We start from the raw sequence: 22,517 nt of genomic DNA on the forward strand, positions 1-22,517 counted from the left end.
TCCCGGCGACCCACACCCACGCTCACTGACCAGCGCGGACGCTTCCTCGGTCGTACCCGATACACAACGACCCCCGACCCGCCACCATTCCCCACCGCCGCCGGGCCACCAAGCCGGGACCCGAACCGGACATCCGGCCGTCAACCGGACGGATGGCAACACGAACGCAGTTCGGTATTCGCTCATGCCTCTGTACTGACATTTGTCATGAGTGTCCGTGCGGCATTCACGCCACCTTATGACTAACCGCACTAGAAGCCCCGCCCCGCGTACCACAGGATCGAATACATCGAACGGAGCGAAAACGGTTCGGATCAGCGGAGGGAGCCGGACGGTGCACGAGCGCTATGACAGCTACTGTGCCGCAGACCGCCTGTTCTACGACTCCCTGGGGAATGCCACCGACCGGCCGGCCTTCCCCCGGGCCGGCCGGCCGGACCCCGAAGGGTGGCGGTCCGAACGCAGCGGCGACTGGCTGATCTACGGCCCGGAGGGCGGATCGCTCCCCCCGCAGGGCTGGAAGGTCCACATCTCGGCCTGCCTGGACAACGCCGAGCGGGTGCTCGACAAGATCTTCGACTACTGCGTACCGCGCGGCCTGTCGTTCAAGTTCCTGCGCAGCCCGCAGACCCTGCTGCTGCGCAACGCCAAGTACGCCGCCCGGGGTTCCAGCGGAAAGTTCGTCACCATCTACCCGCGCGACGACGCGGAACTGGAGCTGACCTGCAAGGAGCTCGACGAGTTGCTGGCCGGCGAACCCGGCCCGTACATCCTCAGCGACCTGCGCTACGGCTCCGGGCCGGTGTACGTCCGCTACGGCGGATTCGCCGCCCGGTACTGCCTCTCCGAGGACGGTCAGGTGGTACCGGCCATCGCCGATGACAGTGGCGTCCTGGTCCCGGACCGACGGGACCCGGTCTTCCACGTTCCCTCCTGGGTCACGCTGCCCGACTTCCTCGCCCCACACCTCACCGCCCGGAACGCCAACAGCACCAACGATCTGCCGTACCGGATCGAACGGGTCATCCACTTCTCCAACGGTGGCGGCCTCTACGTGGGACGGGACCTGCGTACCGACACCCAGGTGGTGCTCAAGGAGGCACGCCCGCACGCCGGCCTGGACGCGGACGGCACCGATGCCGTAGCCCGGCTGGCGAAGGAGACGGCGGCCCTCCGCGAGCTGGTCGACCTCCCCCAGGTGCCCCGGGTGCACGACGAGTTCACCCTCGGCGACCACCGATTCCTGGCGTTGGAGTTCATCGAGGGCCGATCGCTGAACAAGCTGGTGGTCGAGCGGTACCCGCTGATCGACGCCGACGCCACCGACGCCGCCCGCGCCGACTACGCACGCTGGGCGCTCGACATCCACCAGCAGGTCGAGTCGGTCATCGACGCGATCCATGAACGCGGCATCGTCTACGGTGACCTGCACCTGTTCAACGTCATGGTCCGCCCCGACGACCGGGTCGCGCTGATCGACTTCGAGGTCGCCGCACCGATCGGCGGGCACCGGCCCGCCCTGCGTAACCAGGGCTTCGCGGCACCGACGGGCTGGACCGGCCCGGCGGTCGACCGGTACGCCCTGGCCTGCCTGCGGTTGGCGTTGTTCCTGCCGCTGACCCAGTTGATCCGGCTCGTCCCGGCGAAGGCCGCCCACCTGGCGGAGATCATCGCCGCGCACTTCCCGGTGCCGCGCGAGTTCCTGGACCGGGCGGTCGCCGACATCACCGCCACCGACCCTGCGGCGCTGTCCCGTACCTCGGCCGGCTCCGGAACCACCACCCTGACCCCGGTCACCGGCGCCGCGAGCGGCCGGACGCCGGTGACCGGTCAGGGGTACGACCCGGGCGTCGGTTTCGACGCCGGCGACTGGCCGGCGCTGCGCGACCGGCTCAGCAGGGCGATCCTGGCCAGCGCCACCCCGGACCGCACCGACCGGCTCTTCCCCGGCGACATCGAGCAGTTCCGCAGTGGCGGGCTGAACCTCACCCACGGTGCCGCCGGGGTGCTGTACGCCCTGTCGGTCAGCGGCGCCGGCCGGCATCCCGCGCACGAGGACTGGCTGATCCGCCGGGCCCTGGCCCGGGCGTCCGGGACCCGCTGCGGGTTCTACGACGGCCTGCACGGTGTGGCGTACGCGCTGGAACACCTCGGGCGCCGGCAGGAGGCGTTGGACGTCCTCGACATCTGCCTGGGCGAATCCTGGGACGGCCTGGACCACAGCCTGCTCAGCGGCCTGTCCGGCATCGCGTTGAGCCTCACCGAGCTGGGTCTGCGGACCGGCGAACGGTCCCTCACCGACGCCGCGCAGCGGGCCGTGGAGCGGGTGGTCGAGCAGATCGCCGACGATCCCGGGCCGGACGTCAGCGGCGGTCGGCACCCGTACGCCGGACTGCTGCGCGGGCGCAGTGGACCCGCGCTGATGTTCCTGCGGCGGTACGAGGTGACCGGTGATCCGGCGCTGCTGGACCACGCTGCCACCGCCCTGCGACAGGATCTGCGCCGGTGCATGCTCCGCCCCAACGGCGCGTTGGAGGTCGACGAGGGCTGGCGGACCATGCCGTACCTCGCGGTGGGCGGTGTCGGCATCGGACTGGTCCTCGACCGGTACCTCACCCATCGGCCGGACCAGGAGTTCGCCCGGATGGCCCGGGCGGCCCGGTTGGCCGCGCGCTCCCCGTTCTACGCCCAGTCGGGTCTGTTCGCCGGTCGCGCCGGCATCGTCAGCTACCTGGCGGCGACCGCACGCGACGCCGAGGACCGGCGGGAACTCGACACCCAGATCCAGCGGCTGGCCTGGCACGCGCTGCCCTACCGGGACGGTGTCGCCTTCCCCGGCGAACAGCTGCTGCGACTGTCGATGGATCTGGCCACCGGCACCGCCGGCGTGCTGTTCGCGGTGGCCACCGCGCGGCAGGACGAACCGGTGACGCTGCCGTTCCTCGCGCCCCTGCCCGACGCTCCCGGACTCCCTCGTGACCAGTACGAGGGCACTCCCATCGACACCGTGGAAGGGAGGTGACACGACATGGCGCTCCTGGACCTCCAGGCTCTGGAGCTGGACGCGGCCGACCGCTCCGGCGGCGGCAGCCAGGCGAGCCTGCTGCTCTGCGGCGACAGCTCGCTCTCCATCACCACCTGCAACTGATCGGGTCGGCATGCCGGCCACCAGGTCGTTTGTCCCCACCGGTGAAGGGAGGTGACACGACAATGGCGCTCCTGGACCTCCAGGGCCTGGAAATGGCCCCGGCCGACCGCTCCGGCGGCGGCAGCCAGGCGAGCCTGCTGCTCTGCGGCGACAGCTCGCTCTCCATCACGACCTGCAACTGATCGGGTCAATCGTGGGGCCCTGGGCGGGCAGACGTGCCTGCCCAGGGCAATCCCATGTCCGCGCACCGCTCGGAGGGCCGATGGACACGATGGTCCGGGGGGACGATCCACACCGGCTCCGGGGGGACCGACTGCTCCGGCAGGTGGTGCGGTACGGCGGCGGTTGGACCGTCGCGCTGGCGGCGGTCGCGCTCAGTGGCGCGACCGCCATGCTGCTGTTTCCCGTCGTCCTCGGCCGGGCGGTCGACGCCGCCCTGGCCGGCGGCACCGGCTGGTGGCCGGCTGCCGCCTGTGTGCTGGTGGGCATCCTGATTCTCACCGACGCGGCCACCGACCTGGCATCCGGTCACGGTACGGCGCGGGCCACCGCCACGCTACGGGCCCGGCTGCTGCGGCACCTGTTCGCCCTGGCCCCACGGACCGCCGGCCGGTACCCGGTCGGGGATCTGGTCGGCCGGCTGGCCGGGCAGGCCGCGGACGCCGGCCAGGTCGGTACGGCGGCCGTCCTGGGCCTGGTCGCCCTGCTACCACCGGTGGGCAGCATCGTCGCGTTGCTGCTGCTGGAGCCGGTACTGGGACTGACGATGATCGCCGGTCTCGGGCTGCTCGCGCTGTCGATGCGCACCTTCGTCGCCGACGCCTCCCAGGTGACCGCCGAGTACCAGCGGGTACAGGGTGATATCGCGGGTCGTCTGGTGGAGGCGCTCGCCGGTGCCCGCACCATCGCCGCTGCCGCCACCGCACACCGGGAGGTGGCGCGGGTACTGGCCCCGCTGCCGGAGCTCGCCGGCCACGGCCGGCGCAGCTGGGCGCTGCTGGCCCGGGCCGCCGCCCGCACGGCCGCCGTGGCGCCGCTGCTGCAACTCGCGGTTGTCGCGGTCGGCGGGTACGCCCTGACCCTCGGTTGGCTCACCCCGGGTCAACTGGTCGCCGCGGTGCAGTACGCCGCCCTCGGCGCCGGGCTCGGCGCGGTACTGGCCACCCTGAACCGGCTGGTCCGCAGCCGGGCGGGTGCGCACCGGATCGCCACGGTCCTCGACGAACCGGGCGGCCACGACGGCGCGGACCCACTGCCACCCGGCGGTGGTGCGCTACGGCTGTGCGGGGTGACCGTCCAGGCTCCGGACGGCCGGCCGGTGCTGCGCGATGTCGACCTGGTGGTACCGGCCGGCGCCATGGTGGCGGTGGTCGGGGAGTCCGGTTCCGGTAAGTCCACCCTGGCCGCCGTGGCCGGCCGGCTCCAGGACCCGGACGCCGGGGAGGTCCTGTTGGACGGGGCACCGCTGCACCGGTTGAGCCGGGCGGCACTGCGCCGGGCGGTCGGGTACGCCTTCGAACGGCCGGTGCTGGTGGGCGAGACCCTGCACGACGCGATCGGGTTGGGCCTGCCCGACGACCAGGCGGCGGTACCGGTCGACGGCCGGGCGGCGAGCCCGCCGGTGCGGCGGGCCGCCCGCAGCGCTGCCGTGGACGGATACGTCGAGCGGCTGCCCGAAGGCTACCGGACACCGCTGGCCGACGCGCCGCTCTCCGGTGGCGAGGCGCAGCGGCTGGGACTGGCCCGGGCCCTGTCCGCCGAACGCCTGCTCATCCTCGACGACGCCACGTCCAGCCTGGACACGGCCACCGCGCACCGGATCGGCCAGGCGGTGGTGGAGCGGTCGGGTGGGCGTACCCGGCTGGTGGTCACCCACCGTGCGGCCACGGCGGCGGCAGCCGACCTGGTGGCCTGGCTGCACGCCGGTCGGCTGCGGGCCCTCGCGCCGCACCGTCGGCTCTGGTCGGATCCCGCCTACCGGTCGATGTTCCTGCCGTCGGAGGACGACCGGTGACCGGGGTACGCCGGCTGACCTGGCGGATCCTCGCCGACCGGCGGGCCGCGCTGGCCCGGCTGGCCGGCTGGTCGGTGGCGGAGTCGCTGCCGGCCCTGCTGTCGGGCTATCTGACCGCGCGGGCGGTGGATGACGGTTTTCTCGCCGGGCGGTTCGGTGCCGGGCTGGCCTGGCTGGCCGGGCTGGCGGTGACCGTCGCCGTCGGCGCGTGGGGCACCGGGCGGGTGTACCTCAGTCTCGGTGCGGTGGTGGAGCCGTTCCGGGACGAACTCACCACGCGGTTGGTCCGGGCGACGTTGAACGGGGCCGGGAACAGCGGGTCCCGGACGGACAGTACGGCGGTGGCCCGGCTGACCCACCAGGTGGAGGTGGTCCGGGACACCTTCGGTGGTCTGCTGATGGTGGTCCGGGGTTTCCTGTTCGCCGCCGGTGCGGCGCTGCTCGGTCTGCTCGCCCTGGCTCCGGTGGTCGCGGCGCTGGTGGCCGGTCCGCTCCTGGCCGGGCTGGTGGTGTTCGGCGCGGCCCTACCGGCCATGGTGCGGCACCAGCGGGACCTCGTCGTGGCCGGCGAGGAGTTCGCCCGGGCCGCCGGCGCGGCCCTGACCGGTCACCGGGACGTGGTTGCCGCCCGCGCCGGGGAACGGGTCGTCGCGCAGGTGGGCCGCCGGGTGGCCGCGCAGGCCGCAGCGGAGCGGACGGTGTCCCGGATGGCCGCGCTGCGCAGTCTCAGTCTCGGGGTGGGTGGCTGGTCGCCGGTGGCGGTACTGCTACTGGCCGCACCGTGGCTGGTCCGGCAGGGCGTCACCGCCGGTGCCGTACTCGGTGCACTGATCTACGTCTCGACGGGTCTGCGGCCCGCGCTGCACGCCCTGGTGCACGGGGTGGGGGGCGGTGGCCTGCGGTACGTGGTGACCCTGGACCGGCTGCTCGGCGCGGAGTCGGTCGCCCGGCCCGCCGACGCGGCCCCGGCCCCGGCTCCGGAGCAGGCCGCCCCGGCCCCGGACCATGCGGAACAGGCCCCGGACCATGCGCACCAGGTCCCGGCTGCGGTCACTCCCCCGGTGTCCGGCGGATCGGAAGCCGGGGCCGGGGACCGGCCGACGGTACGGCTACGCGGCCTTACCTTCCGCTACGGGCACCGGGCCCGACCGGTGCTCGACGGGTTCGACCTCGACCTGGCCGACGGGGACCATCTCGCCGTGGTCGGTCCGAGCGGTGCGGGCAAGTCGACCCTGGCTGCCCTGATGACCGGACTGCTGCAACCCGACTCGGGCACCGTACGGCTCGCCGGGATCCTGACGACCGGCGCGTCACCGGCCGTCCTCGCCGGACTGCGGGTGCTGGTACCCCAGGAGGCGTACGTCTTCACCGCGACGCTCGCCGACAACCTGCGCTACCTCAACCCGGAGGCCGACGAGTGCACGCTGCTGGCCGCGCTCGACGCACTGGGCGGCGGGCCACTCGCTGCCAGGCTGGGCGGCCTGTCGGCCCGGATCACGCCGGTCGGGCTGTCCGCCGGGGAGCGGCAACTGGTCGCCGCCACCCGGGCGTACCTGTCCCCCGCCCGCGTGGTCGTGCTCGACGAGGCCACCTGTCATCTCGATCCGGTCACGGAGGCACAGGTGGAACATGCCTTCGCCCGGCGACCCGGTGCGCTGGTGGTCATCGCGCACCGGATCAGCTCCGCGCTGCGGGCCCGCCGGGTGCTGGTCTTCGACGAGGACCGGCCGGTCACCGGTACCCACGACGAACTGCTGGCCCGGTCAGCGACGTACCGGGAACTCGCCGGTTACTGGGACCGCGATATCCCCCAGCCGTCGACCGGGCCGGCCCGGTCCTGCCGGTAGTCCTCCCTCCGCGGTGCCCGGCGACGGGCCGCCCGGTCGACAGCCGTCCGTCAGATCCAACCGGCGTTCTGCGCGACGCGCACCGCCTCGATGCGGGTACGCGCCCCGGTCTTGCGTTTGATCCGGCCGAGGTGGTTGCGCACGGTGCCCGGCGACAGGCTGAGCCGTCGGGCGATCTCGCTGACCGGCGACCCCGTGGCGGCCAGGTCCAGGACATCGGCCTCCCGGCCGGTCAACGGGCCGGTCGGGCCGAGTGCGGCGACGACGAGGTCCGCGTCCACCAACGGTTCACCCCTGGCCAACCGCCGGACGCCGTCCACCACCCGCTGCGGTGAGACATCGTTGCCGAGGATGCCGACGGCCCGGCGGGCACAGAGCAGGTCGTAGAGACCCCTGGGACGACGGGGATCGGCGAGCACCAGCAGCGGACACGGTCCCGTCGGTGCCGGGTTGTCAACGGCGATCAGGTCGGCGTCGACCACGGCGACGTCCGGCAGTTGTGTCCAGAGCGCCTGATCGAGGTTGTCATCCCGGTCGACCTCGGCGACGACCCGGATGTCGTGCTCGGCGGCGAGCACGAGAGCGAGCGCACCCCGGATCAGAGCCCCGTCAAGAGCGAGAAGTGTGCGGATCACCAGTGTCCCTTCTCAGCTTTCAGTAGCACCACCATCACGGACCGCTGTCATTCAAACACCTCCACGGGGGTGCCGCTCGGTGACGGACCGGGGGCGAAACCCCGCCTGTCACCGAGCGGCCGGCCGCTACAACCATCCATCGCGTTGAGCCCGACGGATGGCCTCCAGCCGGTTGCGGGTACCGGTCTTGCGCATGATCACCGAGAGGTGGTTCCGCACGGTCCCGTGGGCCAGGTAGAGCCGCCGGGCGATCTCCTTCAACGGCAACCCTTCGGCAGCCGCCCGGAGCACCTCGGTTTCCCGTCGGGTGAGTGGGCTCTTCGGTGACCCGAGCACCGCAACGGCGGCCAACGGATCGATCACCCGCTCTCCGGCGGCCATCGAGCGGACCATGCGCACCAGTTCGTCCGGCGGCCCGTCCTTGCTGATGAAGCCCCGGGCGCCAGCGGCCGCCGCCGCCTGCATCACCGCCGGCCGCCACCGGCTGCTCATCGCCAGCACGCAGGTGCCGGGGGCGAGGTAACCGATCCGCTCGATCACCCCGAGATGGTCAGGTGCGTCCAGGTTCAGGTCGAGCACGGCGACGTCCGGCTGTTCCCGGCGTACCACCGTCAGCATCTCCCCCACTTCCGCCACATCGGCGACGACCTCCATGTCCTCCTCGTTGGACAGCACGGCCCGCAGTGCGCCGCGCAGCAGTCCCATCTCCTCCATGACAACGACGCGGATCATTGCCCTCGCTCCGATCTCTGGTACGCGTCGCGACAGCCGGCAGCCCGGCACCGGCATACGGGTGACGGGTGGGCAACGGTCCGGTCGCGAGCGGAACGGGTACGACGTCCAGCCGTGACGCGCCCCGACGCGGGGCGGTCAGGCCTCGGCTGACCCCGCCTACCGAGTCGGGTACGGGCTGATGACCCGGCCCGGTAGGCGGTAACGGAGCGAATCAGCCGGGACGGGCGACCACAGCGGGAGAGCGACCGACGACAGCGGTCGAGCGGGGGGCGACAGGGCCGGTGGCAACCGGGTCGGGCAGCCAGCGCCAGCCGCGGTGGACCATCGGGCCGGAGCCGGTACCCCGGTCGGCGGTCAGCGCGTACTCGCCGTCAGGGTCGCCGGAGCGGTCGAGGGTCCCCGGCGGCGACGGGCCGGCCGGGCCGACCACCACGGCGCCGCCCACCGCAGGTCCGGACGCCGGTTGGCGCATCACGAGCATCGGCGGCCACGGCGACCAGAGCGAGGTCCGGGCCAGCACCGGGTTCGGCGGTACCGGGGTCGACTGGCCCTGGTCGGCACCGCCCCCGACCTCACTGCGGGGCGGTCCGGGCGCCGGGACCGGCGGTCGGGCCGGACCGGAATCGACCGGGCAGGCTGCCGCCGGTGGCAGCAGGGCGTCGAGCAGTCGGTCGGTCAACGAGACGACCGGATCGAGCAGACCCTCGACCGCGCCGGGCAGCATCGGCGGGAGACCGGTGACCACTGTCGAGATGGCACGGACGGCGGCCGGTACCACCGGCACCGCGTCGGCCACGCGGGAGGTCAGCTGCGGTGACCGGGGCTCTGTCGTGGCGGCCGATCCGCCCACCGTCCCGACGGACCGGCCGGGCGACGGTGATGGTCCGGGCGCCGAAGGTCGGTCGTCGCCGGACGGCGCGGGGCGGGACCCGGTCCCGCCGGACCCGGGTCGCGCCGGGGGTAGCGGGTCCTGATCGGAACCCGGCGGCTGCGGTTCGGGACTGACCGGGGTCGGCACTCCGCCCTCCGGTTCCCCACCCACCGGCGCCGTGCCCTCCGGCTCGCGGTCGTCGGTAAGTTGCCTGACCAGGTCCGCCAGGCCACGGAGGGATCGGTCCGGACCCTCCGCACCGGACACCTCCGCCGACCCGCCCGCCCGGTGCCGACCATCACTGGCCAGGGCAGGGCTGTCCAGTAACGCCAGGGCACAGAACCCGGCGCCCGCGGCTCCCGCGATCAGGACGATCCAGCGGGCGGCACCGCGCAGGCCGGGCCGGGGCACGGCTGGTCGCGGAGTGCTCGCGGGACGGCGCAAAGGGGGGACGACCCTTCAGGTGGGAGACGCTCGACATCGTAACGTCGTGTTCGTTCTGTCGCACACTGTCAACGAGTCGGTAATCAGACGCTGCTGGCCGGGTCCCTGTGGTAGGGACCCGGCCAGCCGGTCGATCACATTTCACCTGTTGTCGTTCACCTGTGGTCAGCTGTTGTTCCACCCCCCTCCTCCCACGTCGATCATGGAGTTGTGGTGCCCCGCATAAGGTGTGTAAGGGGTCAATCCCCCCACCACAACTCCATGATCGACGTGAGAGGAGGGGCGGTGTGGCGGGTCAGGCGGAGTAGCCGCGCTCCGCGATCCAGTCGGCCAGATCGGGGGCGGTCAGCCAGTACTCGCCCCGCTGCGGGTCCGCCGGGTCGGCGATCCGCACCACCCGACCCTCGTCGCGGTAGCCCGTCACGGTCAGGTAGTGCCCGCCCTCGAACGAGTGCATCCCACCGTCGACGTCCACCGCCGTACCCTTGATGTTGGCGACCACGGCACGGCCGTCGTCGACGGCCCGGCGGACCTCCGAGACCAGCCGGTCGACCTGCTCCGGCCGGGCCACCGAGTCGCGGATCTCCGTGGTCCGGTACACCTGCTCCCCGAGTTGCTCGTTCAGTACCCGGGTGATGTCCAGTGCGGAACTGGTCCCGGCCACGGTGGTCCCGAGCCGCTCGGCCAACTCGTCCTGCGACGGTGTCCGGCCAAAGGTCGACAACGCGATCCGCGTCGCGGCCGGGCCGCAGTAGTAGTAGTTCGGCTGCGCCTGGTACTGCACGCCCAGCACCCGGTGCGACTGGCGGTCATCGCCCCGACGGTCATCACCCCGACGGTCGGCATCCCGGCCCGCCCCACGGCTGCCGGGCTCGCCCCGCTCGGACGGCTGGTACAGCACACCTTTCCCGCCCCCGACCGGTACGGCGTGGACAGAGGCGGCCTGGCCGGCGATGGCGGTACCGACAAACGCCAGACCGGCGACACCCAGTGCGCTGTTTCGCAGCGCCGGAATCCGGGTGAGGGCCGGTAGCCACCGGTCGAACATCGTGTTCACTTCGGTCACCCTCCCAGCGGGACTCGACCGCCCGGCGGGGCGGCACTCGAACAGTGGAGGTGGCGGCCCCGGCCATCGTCACCGGGACGTAAGGAGGGGCCCCTTCTCAACGGATCCGGTATAGGAAGGGGCCCTTCCACACACACGGAGCCCTGGTGGACGTGGACCCGGCGGCGGAACCACCGGGCCCGTCACCGGAGTGTCAGCTACGCCAGAGCTGTTGCACGATCTCCGCAGCCTGCTGCTCCCACTGCGCGTACGCGAACGGGTAGGCCGAGACCTGCACGGTCTGCGCGGCCACGGTGAGCGGCAGGTCCTGCCAGCCGGGCACGTTCCTCAGCCCGTTGAAGAACGCCGTCGAGGCGTACTCCGGGTCGGTGATCTGCTCGGGGGTGCCCCAGCCCGACGACGGACGCTGCTGGAACAGACCCTGCGAGTCGTGGTCGTTGATGACGCCGAGGTGGCCGAGGTTGTAGAGCTTCGACTCCTGCAACGCGGTCGCCACACCGATCACCGCGCCCCGCTCACCCACACCGGTCTTCCTGGCGGTGTCGATGATGGCCTTGGCATTGGCAAGCTGGTCATCGTCGAGTGCGATGGTCGACTGCGACCCCTGCACGCCGTACGGGATCAGCTTCTCGATGCCCGGCCGGGCGGTGGAGCGCTCGGCCTGCCTGCCGGCGGTGTCCGGGTTCGCCGGAGCACCGGCCGCCGACGCGGTCCGCCCGGTGGCGGTGTTGATCGCCGACACCGCGTCCAGGTTCGGCTCGCCGGTCAGCGGCGACGCCACTGCGGCCGGGCCGAGGGCCAGGCCGCCGAGGGCGGCAACGCCGGCCACGGTCAGTACGGTCTTGCGGCTGGAATTCTGCGCGATGGCCGGGAGCCATCGAGTGAAGGTGTTCTTCACGATGGTTGCCCTTTCGATCGAGGGGATTTCCACTGCTCCGGCGACGTTTACGCCGGCGTACAGGGGAAATCAACCAGCTCGGTCGAGTGGGCATTCCAGAATCGTCACCGGTGGCCTGCGCTGAGGCGCGGGTCACCGGACAGCGGGCGCGAAAAGCGGATTTCCGGCAGATAACTCCGGGTCAACGCCGGGTGGTGACCAGTGCCCGGGTCTCCGGCCAGCGCCCCCAGGCGATCAGGGCGAGGACGACGCCGAGCAGCGCCGGGAGGACCACCCTGACCGGGGTGTCCAGGACGAAGACCACGGTGTACGACGCGCCGGCCATGACCCCGACCAACCCGAGCGCGGCCAGACCGGACAGCCGGGGGATCAGCAGGCCGACGCCACCGGCGAGTTCCAGTACACCGGTGAGCAGGCGTAACCAGGTACCGCCGCCGATCTGGTCGAACATCTCCACCACGTACCGCTCGCCGAGGAGTTTGGGCGCGGCGGCGGCAACGATGAAGAAGACCCCGATCAGGACCTGCGCCACCCAGAGCGTGACGTGTGCCGCCCGGGTGCGCACCACCGGCCGGGTGGGCAGGGCGTGCTCCTCGTTCATGGTCTCGTCCTCCTGGTTGGGCCGGAACTTGTCGTACCGGAGCATGCGTGACCGGCGTCACCCGGCCGTCTCCCACGACCGCCGCCAACCGTCCGGGTCGTCCGGCGACCGCTTCGGAAGATCGACCCGTACCGGCGGCACACCTGATTCATATTCACTCGCCGTACCCGCCAGCACGGAATCTGTCAGGAACCTGAAATACTTTCCCAATATCGTCCTCATACTGTGCACAGATTCCGCCATTCACATTGGCGTTTGCGAATGTACGATCCTCCCAACCGTCCAGGTCGGCTTTTCGTACCGGTCACCCTCGCCGGCACGAAAAGCCAACACACTAGGGAGGACTGGGAGATGACACTCCCGCGCACTCGGCGGACCGCCGCCTTCGGCGTACTCGCCACCGCCGCCATGGTCACCGCCATGGTCGGCGCCCCCGCCCAGGCCGCACCGGCCACCGGGTCGATCCTGCACGCCGGTGGCGCGACCGCCGTCGCCGACAGTTACATCGTGGTGCTCAAGGACAGCGCCGTCGGTGGCCGTGCCGGCACCCGCCAGGCCGGCGTGCAGAGCCTGGCCGGCTCGCTCGCCGAGCGGTTTGGCGCCAAGCTGGGCCACGTCTACGGTGACGCGCTGAACGGCTTCGAGGCGCGGCTGTCGGAGCAGGCCGCCAAGCGCCTGGCCGCCCACCCGGCGGTCGCCTACGTCGAGCAGAACCACGAGGTGTCGATCAGCACCACCCAGACCAGCCCGCCGTGGGGCCTGGACCGGATCGACCAGCGAAACCTCCCGCTGAGCGGCACCTACAGCTACGTCAGCGACGGCACCGGCGTCAACGCGTACATCATCGACACCGGCATCCTGGTTGGCCACACCGACTTCGGCGGCCAGGCGGTCGACGGCTACGACGCGGTCGACAACGCGCTGCCGGCCGCCGACTGCAACGGCCACGGCACCCACGTCGCCGGCACCGTCGGCGGCACCCGGTACGGGGTGGCCAAGGACGTCCGGCTGATCGCTGTCCGGGTGCTCAGCTGCTCCGGCAGCGGCACCTGGGCCCAGGTCATCGCCGGCGTCAACTGGGTGACCTCCCACCACCAGGCCGGTCAGCCGGCCGTGGCCAACATGAGCCTCGGCGGCGGCTACAACGCCTCGCTGAACACCGCGGTGGCCAACTCCATCGCCGACGGGGTGACCTACGCGGTGGCCTCCGGCAACTCCGCCGCCAACGCCTGCAACTTCTCGCCGGCCTCGGTGCCTACCGCGCTCACCGTGAACGCCTCGGCGAGCAACGACACCACCGCCTCGTTCTCCAACTACGGCAGCTGCACCGACCTCTACGCCCCCGGCGTGGGCGTGCTGTCGGCCTGGTGGACCAGCACCACCGCCACCAACACCATCAGCGGTACCTCGATGGCCTCGCCGCACGTCGCCGGTGCCGCCGCCCGGGTTCTGGAGGTCTTCCCGACCTACACCCCGGCGCAGGTGCACGCCTACATCGTCAACAACGCCACCAACGGCGTGCTGACCGGCAACCCTCAGCCGAACAAGCTGCTCTACCTGGCTCCGACCTTCTGACCCGCTAGTCCGCTCCACCGGCCCCGAGGCGGTATCCGCCCCGGGGCCGGCCCCATCTGAAGGGACACGATCATGATCAGATCAGGTACCCGGGGCCGGCGTCTGCTGGTGCTGGGGGTGGCGGCCGTGCTGGCCGGCGCGCTGACCCCGGCCGCCGCGAGCGCCGCCGGCAGCGGTGAGATCCGGTACGCGGGCAGCCCGGACGCGGTGGCCGGCAGCTACATCGTCGTCCTCCGCGACGGTGCGGACCGCCCGGCCGGCACCACGGCCGTCACCGCCGCCGCAGACCGGCTGCGCGCCCGCTACGGCGGGACAGTCGGGCACGTCTACGGCAGTGCCCTCAACGGTTTCGAGGCACGCCTGCCGGAGCGGGCGGCCCGGCGGCTCGCCGCCGACCCGGCGGTGGCCTACGTCGAGCAGAACCGCACGGTCAGCACCCTCATCGGTCCCGGTGAGCAGCTCAACCCGCCGTCCTGGGGGCTGGACCGGATCGACCAGCGCTACCTGCCGCTGAACGGCCGGTACGCCTACCCGAACACGGCGCACAACGTGCACGCGTACGTCCTGGACACCGGCATCCGGCGCACCCACACCGACTTCGGCGGCCGGGTCACCGGGGGCGCCGACTTCATCGACAACGCCCTGCCGGCCGACGACTGCAACGGTCACGGTACGCACCTCGCCGGCACCATCGGTGGCACCCGGCACGGGGTGGCCAAGGAGGTCCAGCTCCACCCGGTACGGGTCCTCGGCTGCACCGGCAGCGGCAGCTACACCCAGGTGATCGCCGGGGTGAACTGGGTGACCGCCAACGCGGTGCGGCCGGCGGTGGCGCTGATGGCGCTCGGCGGCAGCCCGAACGCCAGCCTGGACGCCGCGATCGTCAACTCGATCAACTCCGGGGTCACCTACGCCGTGGTGGCCGGCAGCTCCAACACCAACGCCTGCAACTTCTCCCCGGCCCGGGTCACCCCCGCGCTCACCGTCGCGAGCACCACCAGCACGGACGCCCGGCACACCGCGGGCAACTACGGGCCGTGCGTGGATCTCTACGCCCCCGGCATCACCATCACCTCCGCCTGGTACACCAGCGACACCGCGACCAACACCATCAGCGGCACGTCGATGGCCGCCGCGCACGTCGCGGGGTGTGCGGCCCTGGCGCTGTCGCCCAACCCGACCTGGACGCCCGCCCAGGTGCACAGCTACCTCGTCAGCCGGGCCACCGTCGGCCTGGTGACCGGGATCCCCGCCAACACCAACACGCCGAACCGGCTGCTCTACTGCGGCCCCTGACCCGCTGCGGTGCCTCCCGGTCCGGGGTGCATATCCACCGGGCTGGGAGACACCCGTCCGGATGACCGGTAGCTGCACGCCGCCGGCCTGGTCAGGTGGTTTCACCGGCCGGCGACGCGCAGGTTCACCAGGTGACCGGCAGCTCGGCCACGCCGTACACCACCGAGGTGCCCCGTACCGGCACGTCCGCCGGGTCGACGGCGAGAGCCAGCCGGGGGAACCGGTGGGCCAGTTCGACCAGGGCGATCCGCAGCTCGGCGCGGGCCAGCGGCTGCCCGATGCACTGGTGCACGCCGAAGCCGAAGGCGAGATGCTGGTGTGCGGCCGGGCTGAGGCCGAAACCCTCCGGATCGGTGAACACGTCGGGGTCCCGGTTGGCCAACGAGAGCATCGCGATCACCCCCTCGCCGGCCCGGATGAGCTGACCGCCGATCTCGATGTCGCGTACCGCCACCCGCAGCAGTCCGGTCCGGATCACGGTCAGGTAGCGCAGCAGCTCCTCCACCAGGTCGTCGGCCAGGTCCGGCCGGTCGCGCAGGGCGGCGAACTGCTCGGGGTGCTGGAGCAGCAGCAGGGTGCTCAGGCCGATCATGTTGGCGGTGGTCTCGTGCCCGGCGACCAGGAGCAGCAGAGCCACCCCGACCAGTTCCTCCACCTCCAACTCCCCGGTGGCGACCCGCTCGTTGGCCAGCCGGCTGAGCAGGTCGTCGCCCGGCTCGACGGCAGCCAGTTTCACCTCGACCAGGTTGCGGACGTAGTCGCGCAGTTCGTCGGCGGCAGAGCGGACGTCGTCGAGCGGAGCCGTCCGGTCGAGCAGAGTGCGGCTGCGACTCTGGAAGAAGTCATGATCGGTGTAGGGCACACCGAGCAGGTGGCAGATCACCATGGACGGTACCGGCAGGGCGAACGACGTCACCAGGTCAGCCGGCGATCCGGCGTCGCGCATGGCGTCCAACGCGTCCACCACGGTCTGCCGGATCAGCGGCTCGATCCGGCGGATGTTCCTGACCATGAACTCGGCGGTGAGCATCCGGCGGAACCGGGCATGCTCGGCGCCGTCCATCCCGATGAAGGCACCCCGCCGGTCCTGCTCCTCCGGGGGCGGCAACGGACGCAGCAGCGGGAATCCCGGACGCGTGGCGTCCGAACTGACATCCGGGCTGCGGAGCAGTTGCCGGATGTCCGCGTGCCGGGTGAGCAGCCAGGCCCAACCGTCGGTGGGCAGTCGGACCCGGCTGACCGGGGCGCTCTCCCAGCGTTTGCGGTCCTCGTCGCGCAGAATCTCGAAGGGGCCCCAGGGCCGGTCGTCGGGTGGGAACATCGGCAGGTCGGTCGCGGCGGTACCGGTCATGGTGACACCTCCAGTGGTAACCATGAGTATCCGGTTCGCTACGCTACCGAGGGGTCGATGATCGAAGCAACGCCATTGAGGATAAAGCTACGTAGATCCTCCATAGTGTCCTCATCCGGGCTGAACGCCAGGACGTTCGTGGTCACCGCGATACTCAGGCCGAGACCGGGGGCGGCACCGGCCAGACTCCCGCCAGCCCCGCTCCAACCGAACATCGCCCCGTCCGTCTCCACGGCGTACCCGAGGGTCAGCGCCGACTCCTGGCCGAAAACCCAGTCGGCCCCGCGTACCTGGACGGTGGAAATCTCCCCCAGCCGGGCTGGCGAGACCAGGCGTACCCCGTCGACCGCGCCGAGCAGCGCGGCGTACATCCGGGCCATGGCGCGGGCGCTGAGCGTACCGACGGCGGGGATGTCGGCCCGCCGCACGTCCCGGCGGTTGGCCAGCGCCGCATCGGTACGCACCCCGGGCGGCAGCACCCGGTCAAGGTTCGGGACGTGGGCGGCCATCATCGCCATCGCCGCCGACCAGTCCCGTTCCTCCAGCCGCGCGACCCGGTCGAGCTGGTCATCGGGTACGCCGAGGAACAGCTCGTCGCGCACGCCGAGCGGACCGGCCACCTCGTCGGCGAGCACCTGCCCGACCGTCCGGCCGGTGACCCGGCGGATCACCTCCCCGACCAGCCAGCCGTAGGTCCAGGCGTGGTACCCGTGCCGGGCACCCGGGCTCCACAATGGCTCGCTGTCGGCGACGATGGCGCACATCCGGTCCCAGTCGGTCAGATCGTCGGCGGTAACATCGGGGGGCAGCGCCGGTACGCCCGCCGACTGGGTCAGCGCGTGCCGCAGGGTCACCGTGTCCTTGCCGTGTCGGGCGAACTCCGGCCAGACCTCGGCGATCCGCAGGTCGTAGTCGAGCAACCCCGGCGAGTACGTGCACGACGGTGGAGATTAGACCCTTGCCGGTCGAGTAGCTGAAGAACGGTGTGTCCGGGGTGACCGGCCGGCCGGTGGTGCTGTCGGCGACACCCGCGCAGGCGTCCACGATCGGCTCACCGTGCAGGTACGCGGCCACCTGCAGCGGCCGATCATGGACTTGCGGTGCCCCGCAAACTCCTCTAATGCGGAGAAAAGCCCCACCATAACTCCATGATCGACGGAGTCAGCGGTGGTGCAGGGGGCAGAGGAGGAGGCAGAAGGGGTGGCCGGCGGGGTCGGCGTACACCCACCAGCCGTTGGTGCCGGGGTCGAGGACGGTGTCCGGGTCCGCCCCGTCCACGCGTATGCCGGTGCGACCGTGGTGCACAGGCCACGGAACGGACGGTCCTGACTCCGGACGATCCGGAGCCAGGACCACGTTTCCGTACCGCGTCCGACCGGCCGCGCCGGCACCGCCGAGTCGGACGGCGGCCTACCGGAGCAGGGTCACCTAGCCGACGGCGACGAAGTACCAGTGCTGGTTCCATCCGCCCCAGCAGCCCACCTGCACCACATCGGCGAAGTTGTCGGGCGCGACCGAGTCGAGACACTTGTCGCTGTGTTGGGCCCGCAACTCGTAGTACCCGTTGCTGAGCAGGACGAGGCGCCAGCGCTGGTTCGTGCCACCCCAACAGCTCACCTGGATGACGTTGGTCCCGTCTGCCTGGCCGAAGTTGTAGACCTCCAGACACCTGCCACTCTGCCTGTTACGCACCTCGTAGTACTGGTAGGCGGCGGTACCGACATCCGCGGACCGCTCGGTGCTCGCCTCGATCGGCGCGGCCGGGCCCGCACCCGCACCCGCACCCGCACCCGCACCCGCACCCGCACCCGCACCGGGGGCAGCCTGAGCAGCCGGAGCCAGGCCGGCGAAAGCGACGACGAGGCCGACCATGAGCAGCAGTGCGGTCATGATTCTCGTCCGGCGCATGGATGCGACTGACAGTTGCATGGTGATTCCCTTCATCGAGTGGAAGTAGGTGTACCGACGGAAGGTGGGGCCGGAGAAGGTACGGAGAGCCGCTTGCCGGCGGCCCCGGCGCGTTACCGGAACAGGGTCATCGACACCTCGTAGCCCTGGCGCACCGGAATGGTGGTCCGGAACGAGAGCGTTTCGCCGTACCACGGCGGCGGCGGGGGCGGCGGCAACGGGCGCTTCCACCAGAACCACCACCACAGGTCGTTGCCGCACCAGTCCGAGTAGAGGTAGTCGCCGTAGGTGAGCGTCGCCACCGGGGCGCCGGGCTGGGCGATCCCGGCCGTCGTGGTCACCGAGGTCACCCAGGAGCCGGTCTGGTTGGTGACCACCCGGATCGCCCCGTCGGCACCGGCGAAGACCACATTCGTCGAGCCGTAGTCGAAGCGGGCCACCGCGAGGCGGGCGCCGACCGGTACGACGCCGGTGCCGGAGATGGCCACCGGATCCCACGGATCCGGCACGCCGCCACTCGTCGTGACGCTGACCTGCCAGAGCCGGCCGTCCAGCCCGCCGACGTACGCCGCTGTGCCGCCCTTGACGACGGCCGTGACGCCGGCACCCGGGGAGGCCAGACCGGGGGCGCTGGCCGGGATGGTCGTCCAGGTGCCGGTGCCGGTCCGCCAGACCGAGTGCAGCGCACCGTCGGAACCGACGAAGACGGCCCCCGGTACGCCGGAGACCCACGCGGCGGCGACCGCGCTCGACGGTGCCACGCCGGTCGCGGAGGCCCGCTGCACCCCCGAGGTCAGCTGCATGGTGCTGGTGTAGGAGGCACCGTAAACGGCACCGTCCTTGCCGGGGAAGGCGACGTGGATGGAGCCGTCCGGGGCGCTCACCGCGTTGACCCGGCCGCCGGGGTTGGCGAGTCCGCTCGGTCCGACCTGGGAGATCCGGGTACCCGATCCGGCCGAACTGGTCACGAGGGAGAAGAGCCCGCCGTTGTTGCCGATGGTGAACACGGCGACGTTGCCGTCCGACTGCCGGACGGCACTGACCCCGGCCCCCGGCGGCGCGATCGCGGTACTGGTGAACGGGCTGAGGCCGGTGAAGGACGCCGCGTAGACACGGCCGTCCATACCGACGGTGAAGCCGACGACCTGTGACGCGGTGGCCTGTACGGCGTGCGCGGGCGACGCGTCGGCCGGTGCCACGGCCAGGGTCAGGGCCAGCGCACCTCCGAGCGCCGTCATCGCCCTCAGGCGTCTGAAGCGGGTGGGGATCACGGAAATCCTTCCGTCCGACGGCGGCTTTTCCCCTGGACGGTGGCGGAGGCAGGCGCTGTCCGGCGGTTTCCCGGACAGCGGAGCGACGGTCGGGCCGGCGGCACCGCCGGTCGGGTGGTCAGGCTTCCGGCGGGCCGGAGTCGAGCCGGGCCCGGACCTGTTCGGCGTCCGGGTGACCGAGCTGGTCGAAAATGTCCAGCGCCTGCCGCCAGGCGGTACGGGCCGGACCGGGATCACCCGCACAATGCCGGGTGTCGGCGAGGTGGGTCAGGGTGGTGGCCTCGTAGTAGCGTTCACCCGCCTCCCGCCACCGGGCCAGGGCCTGCTGGTAACAGTCGACGGCCTCGGCATGCTCGCCGAGGTGGTGATGCGCGTACCCGAGGCTGTCCCAGGCGTGGGCCTCCCAGTACCGGTTACCGATCCGCTGGTGCTCGGCCAGCGCCCGCCGGCAGTGGTCGAGCGCCTGCCGGTGGTCGCCGAGCTGGATGTGGTACCAGCCGATGTTGTTGAGTGCGTTGGCCTGCCCGTGGGCGTGGCCGGCGAGCGTGAACCGGTCGAAGGCCCGCTGCGCGTGGTCGAGGGCCTGCCGGTACCGGCCCTGCCGTTCGGCGAGGATCCCCAGGTTGAGCTCGGTACGCCCCGCGCCGACGTGATCGCCGAGTGCGTCGTGCAGGGTGAGGGCCTGCGCCAGGTGGTCGTGTGCCTCGTCGAAGCAGCCCAGCCGCAGACACGCCACGGCCCGGTTGCGGTGCGCGCGGGCCTGACCGGTGCGGTCCCCGACCTGCACGGCGGCGCGCAGCGCGAGCTGCTGGACGGTGGACTGGTCCTGCCAGGCGCCGGACCGGTCCAGGTAGGTGTTGATGCTCCACGCCAACTGCCAGGCGTGGGTACCGGATCCGCTGCCGGCGGCCAGGGCGACCACGGCGAGCAGGGTCCGGTGCTCGGCGGTGAGCCAGGCCCACGCCTCGTCCCGGTCGCGTAGGCCGGGCCGGGCCGCACCGGGCTGCGCGGCCGGCACCTCGATGTGGTCGCGGTGCGGGTAGAGCAGCAGGTCGGCGCTGTGCGCGGTGTGCAGGTAGTGGTCGAGCAGCCGACGGGTCGCGGCCCGGCGCTCCCCGTCGTTGTCGCTGGCGGCGGACTGCTCGACGGCGTAGACGCGGAGCAGGTCGTGCAGGACGTACCGCCCCGGGTTCTGCTCGGTGAGCAGGTTCGCCCGGATCAGCGCGGCCAGGCTGGGCCGTACCTCCGGGATCGGAACACCGGCGAGGCTGGCGGCCGCGGCGACGGACAGATCCGGGCCGGGATGCAGCCCGAGCAGGCGGAACAGGCCGCCCGCCGACGGGTCCAGGCTCCGGTAGGACCAGGAGAGGACCGCCCGTACGTCGGTGGCGCTCTCCCCTCCGGTGAACCCGTCGAGGCTGCCCCGGGCGCCGTCCAGCTCGTCGGCGAGCCGGGCCAGGCTGAAGTCCGGATGGGTGGCGGCCCGGGCGGCCACGATGGCCAGCGCCAGCGGCAGCCCGGCCGAGGCGGCGACGATCCGGTCCACCGCAACCGGCTCGGCGGCGACCCGCGCGGCACCGAGCCGCCGGGCGAGCAACTCCCGCGCCTCCGTCGGGCCGAGCAGGTCGAGGGCGAGCGGATGGGCGCCCTCCGCCGCGATGAGACCCGGCATCTGGTTACGGCTGGTCACCAGCACCAGGCAGCCCGGTGAGCTGGGTAGCAGCGGGCGGACCTGGTCGGCGTCGCGGGCGTTGTCCAGCAGGACCAGCATCCGCCGGCCCGCCAGCAGGCTGCGGTAGATCGCGACCTGCCCGGTGAGCCCCACCGGGATCCGCTCCGGTGGCACCGCGAGCGCCTCCAGGAAACCGGCCATCGCCTCGGCCGGACCCATCGCCGGCCGGTCCGGGTCGAAGCCGCGCAGGTTGACGTAGAGCTGCCCGTCGGGGAACCGGTCGGCGACCCGGTGCGCCCAGTACACGGCGAGCGAGGTCTTGCCGACCCCGGCGGTGCCGCCGATCGCCGAGATCAGCACCGTGCCGGGTTCACCGTCCGGCTCGGCCAGCAGGGCGTCCAGCGCGGCGAGCGGCGCCGACCGTCCGGCGAAGTGTCGTACCGCCGGGGGAAGCTGCCGGGGTACCACCCGGTCCCGCCCGGTCGGGAGGACCGCTGCGGCCGGGGCGGTGCGGCTCTGCCGCCCGAGTTCGGCTCTGGCGGCGCTGGCGAGCCGTTCGTCGGCGCGGGCGTCGTCCGCCGCCCGCAGCAGCCGCCAGTGCGCGGCGTCCCAGTGGGCGAGGTCGGTCAGCTCCGCCGGCAATCGCGCGCCGACCTGCTCGGCATGGGCGACGCAGGAGTCGACGTACGCGACCACGAAGTCCCAGTCGGGCAGCGACTTGGCGTTGAGCTTGTCGCTGAGTGTGGAGCGGGCCAGGGGGTGCTGCAACCGGGCGGCGATCGCCACCAGATTGTTCAACGACGGCGCACCGGCGAGTTGGCGGAGCCGTCTGAGTTCGTCGACGAACCGGACCAGGGCCTCCCGACCGGTCTCCCCCACCCCGCACCTCTTCGGCATCCGGACGAGCGTCGCACCAGCACTACCAAGGATCACTGGCTGACATTGTGCTATCAACCGATCGTCACGTCGACCCTCCGACAGAACCGCCCCGCTCACCACCTCGCCGTCGATCATGAACTTGTGGTGGGCAGATCACCCCTATCTACACCTTTTGCGGGGCACCACAACTCCATGATCGACGTGCACCCGGCGGTACGCAGGGGCGGCCGGGCCTCGCCGTCCTTTGTGGTCAGCCGCCGGAACGCCCTGGCCTGGTGCAGCCAGGAAAGTGAAGCCCTCACTGAG

Annotated in this window: 17 protein-coding genes and 1 pseudogene; 7 read left to right on the forward strand and 11 right to left on the reverse strand. The window is 71.9% G+C overall.

Features of this window, described 5'->3' with window-relative positions; all coding sequences use genetic code 11:
- The first annotated feature begins 334 nt into the window (after nt 1–334).
- The 5 genes from lanKC (at nt 335) to V6U90_RS26500 (ending at nt 7,009) form a co-directional block, all read left to right on the forward strand.
- Nucleotides 335–3,022, forward strand: coding sequence for a class III lanthionine synthetase LanKC (gene lanKC / locus V6U90_RS26480; protein ID WP_334442121.1), 2,688 nt, complete (start codon nt 335–337; stop codon nt 3,020–3,022).
- Between the two features lie 6 nt (nt 3,023–3,028).
- Nucleotides 3,029–3,148 carry a SapB/AmfS family lanthipeptide gene (locus tag V6U90_RS26485; RefSeq protein ID WP_334442124.1) on the forward strand — a complete coding sequence of 40 codons (120 nt, stop codon included), beginning with the start codon at nt 3,029–3,031 and terminating at the stop codon, nt 3,146–3,148.
- A 62-nt stretch (nt 3,149–3,210) separates the two neighbouring features.
- The gene (locus V6U90_RS26490) at nt 3,211–3,330 is read left to right on the forward strand and encodes a SapB/AmfS family lanthipeptide (protein ID WP_334442126.1); all 120 of its coding nucleotides are present in this window, start codon (nt 3,211–3,213) and stop codon (nt 3,328–3,330) included.
- A gap of 80 nt (nt 3,331–3,410) precedes the next feature.
- Nucleotides 3,411–5,162 carry an ABC transporter ATP-binding protein gene (locus V6U90_RS26495; protein WP_334442128.1) on the forward strand — a complete coding sequence of 584 codons (1,752 nt, stop codon included), beginning with the start codon at nt 3,411–3,413 and terminating at the stop codon, nt 5,160–5,162.
- Nucleotides 5,159–7,009, forward strand: a complete 1,851-nt coding sequence (locus tag V6U90_RS26500; protein ID WP_334442131.1) for an ABC transporter ATP-binding protein — start codon at nt 5,159–5,161, stop codon at nt 7,007–7,009. The genes V6U90_RS26495 and V6U90_RS26500 overlap by 4 nt, the downstream gene beginning before the upstream one ends.
- A 50-nt stretch (nt 7,010–7,059) precedes the next feature.
- Here V6U90_RS26500 and V6U90_RS26505 read toward each other — a convergent pair whose 3' ends face one another.
- The 6 genes from V6U90_RS26505 to V6U90_RS26530 form a co-directional block, all read right to left on the reverse strand.
- Nucleotides 7,060–7,644, reverse strand: coding sequence for a response regulator transcription factor (locus V6U90_RS26505; RefSeq protein ID WP_334442133.1), 585 nt, complete (start codon nt 7,642–7,644; stop codon nt 7,060–7,062).
- Between the two features lie 126 nt (nt 7,645–7,770).
- Complete coding sequence (locus tag V6U90_RS26510) at nt 7,771–8,376, reverse strand: response regulator transcription factor (protein WP_334442136.1); 606 nt, start codon at nt 8,374–8,376, stop codon at nt 7,771–7,773.
- Between the two features lie 214 nt (nt 8,377–8,590).
- Entirely contained in the window at nt 8,591–9,175 is a 585-nt protein-coding gene (locus tag V6U90_RS26515; protein ID WP_334442139.1) for a hypothetical protein, read from the reverse strand.
- An 814-nt stretch (nt 9,176–9,989) separates the two neighbouring features.
- A complete protein-coding gene (locus tag V6U90_RS26520) occupies nt 9,990–10,742 on the reverse strand; it encodes a C39 family peptidase (RefSeq protein WP_442933677.1) in 753 nt (250 codons plus the stop codon).
- A 211-nt stretch (nt 10,743–10,953) separates the two neighbouring features.
- Nucleotides 10,954–11,658, reverse strand: a complete 705-nt coding sequence (locus V6U90_RS26525) for a hypothetical protein (protein ID WP_334442141.1) — start codon at nt 11,656–11,658, stop codon at nt 10,954–10,956.
- A 181-nt stretch (nt 11,659–11,839) separates the two neighbouring features.
- Nucleotides 11,840–12,304, reverse strand: coding sequence for a DoxX family protein (locus tag V6U90_RS26530; RefSeq protein WP_334442143.1), 465 nt, complete (start codon nt 12,302–12,304; stop codon nt 11,840–11,842).
- Between the two features lie 306 nt (nt 12,305–12,610).
- Here V6U90_RS26530 and V6U90_RS26535 point away from each other — a divergent pair, with 306 nt between their 5' ends.
- Both V6U90_RS26535 and V6U90_RS26540 read left to right on the forward strand, forming a co-directional pair.
- Nucleotides 12,611–13,834 (forward strand): S8 family peptidase, encoded by a 1,224-nt coding sequence (locus V6U90_RS26535; protein ID WP_334442146.1) that lies wholly within the window; start codon nt 12,611–12,613, stop codon nt 13,832–13,834.
- A 72-nt stretch (nt 13,835–13,906) separates the two neighbouring features.
- Nucleotides 13,907–15,130, forward strand: coding sequence for a S8 family peptidase (locus V6U90_RS26540; protein WP_334442148.1), 1,224 nt, complete (start codon nt 13,907–13,909; stop codon nt 15,128–15,130).
- 124 nt (nt 15,131–15,254) lie between these two features.
- On the opposite strand, the gene V6U90_RS26545 is transcribed toward V6U90_RS26540, so the two are convergent.
- From V6U90_RS26545 to V6U90_RS26570, 5 genes and pseudogenes are all read right to left on the reverse strand, one after another.
- Nucleotides 15,255–16,481 carry a cytochrome P450 gene (locus V6U90_RS26545; protein ID WP_334442151.1) on the reverse strand — a complete coding sequence of 409 codons (1,227 nt, stop codon included), beginning with the start codon at nt 16,479–16,481 and terminating at the stop codon, nt 15,255–15,257.
- A gap of 38 nt (nt 16,482–16,519) precedes the next feature.
- Nucleotides 16,520–17,555, reverse strand: a pseudogene (locus V6U90_RS26550) (serine hydrolase domain-containing protein).
- 354 nt (nt 17,556–17,909) lie between these two features.
- On the reverse strand, nt 17,910–18,371 hold the full coding sequence (locus V6U90_RS26560) for an RICIN domain-containing protein (protein ID WP_334442156.1): 462 nt from the start codon (nt 18,369–18,371) through the stop codon (nt 17,910–17,912).
- A 131-nt stretch (nt 18,372–18,502) separates the two neighbouring features.
- Nucleotides 18,503–19,627, reverse strand: coding sequence for a hypothetical protein (locus V6U90_RS26565; RefSeq protein WP_334442159.1), 1,125 nt, complete (start codon nt 19,625–19,627; stop codon nt 18,503–18,505).
- A gap of 151 nt (nt 19,628–19,778) precedes the next feature.
- Nucleotides 19,779–22,229, reverse strand: a complete 2,451-nt coding sequence (locus tag V6U90_RS26570; protein ID WP_334442161.1) for an ATP-binding protein — start codon at nt 22,227–22,229, stop codon at nt 19,779–19,781.
- Nucleotides 22,230–22,517 lie beyond the last annotated feature (288 nt).

The organism is Micromonospora sp. CPCC 206060, assembly GCF_036906895.1.
Classification (GTDB): Bacteria; Actinomycetota; Actinomycetes; order Mycobacteriales; family Micromonosporaceae; genus Micromonospora.

Coding starts and splice junctions, on each gene's coding strand:
- V6U90_RS26485 (WP_334442124.1), top strand. CDS start 3,029: ATGGCGCTCCTGGACCTCCAGGCTCTGGAGCTGGACGCGGCCGACCGC.
- V6U90_RS26490 (WP_334442126.1), top strand. CDS start 3,211: ATGGCGCTCCTGGACCTCCAGGGCCTGGAAATGGCCCCGGCCGACCGC.
- V6U90_RS26495 (WP_334442128.1), top strand. CDS start 3,411: ATGGACACGATGGTCCGGGGGGACGATCCACACCGGCTCCGGGGGGAC.
- V6U90_RS26510 (WP_334442136.1), bottom strand. CDS start 8,376: ATGATCCGCGTCGTTGTCATGGAGGAGATGGGACTGCTGCGCGGCGCA.
- V6U90_RS26520 (WP_442933677.1), bottom strand. CDS start 10,742: ATGTTCGACCGGTGGCTACCGGCCCTCACCCGGATTCCGGCGCTGCGA.
- V6U90_RS26530 (WP_334442143.1), bottom strand. CDS start 12,304: ATGCTCCGGTACGACAAGTTCCGGCCCAACCAGGAGGACGAGACCATG.
- V6U90_RS26535 (WP_334442146.1), top strand. CDS start 12,611: ATGACACTCCCGCGCACTCGGCGGACCGCCGCCTTCGGCGTACTCGCC.
- V6U90_RS26540 (WP_334442148.1), top strand. CDS start 13,907: ATGATCAGATCAGGTACCCGGGGCCGGCGTCTGCTGGTGCTGGGGGTG.
- V6U90_RS26545 (WP_334442151.1), bottom strand. CDS start 16,481: ATGACCGGTACCGCCGCGACCGACCTGCCGATGTTCCCACCCGACGAC.
- V6U90_RS26560 (WP_334442156.1), bottom strand. CDS start 18,371: ATGACCGCACTGCTGCTCATGGTCGGCCTCGTCGTCGCTTTCGCCGGC.
- V6U90_RS26565 (WP_334442159.1), bottom strand. CDS start 19,627: ATGACGGCGCTCGGAGGTGCGCTGGCCCTGACCCTGGCCGTGGCACCG.
- V6U90_RS26570 (WP_334442161.1), bottom strand. CDS start 22,229: ATGCCGAAGAGGTGCGGGGTGGGGGAGACCGGTCGGGAGGCCCTGGTC.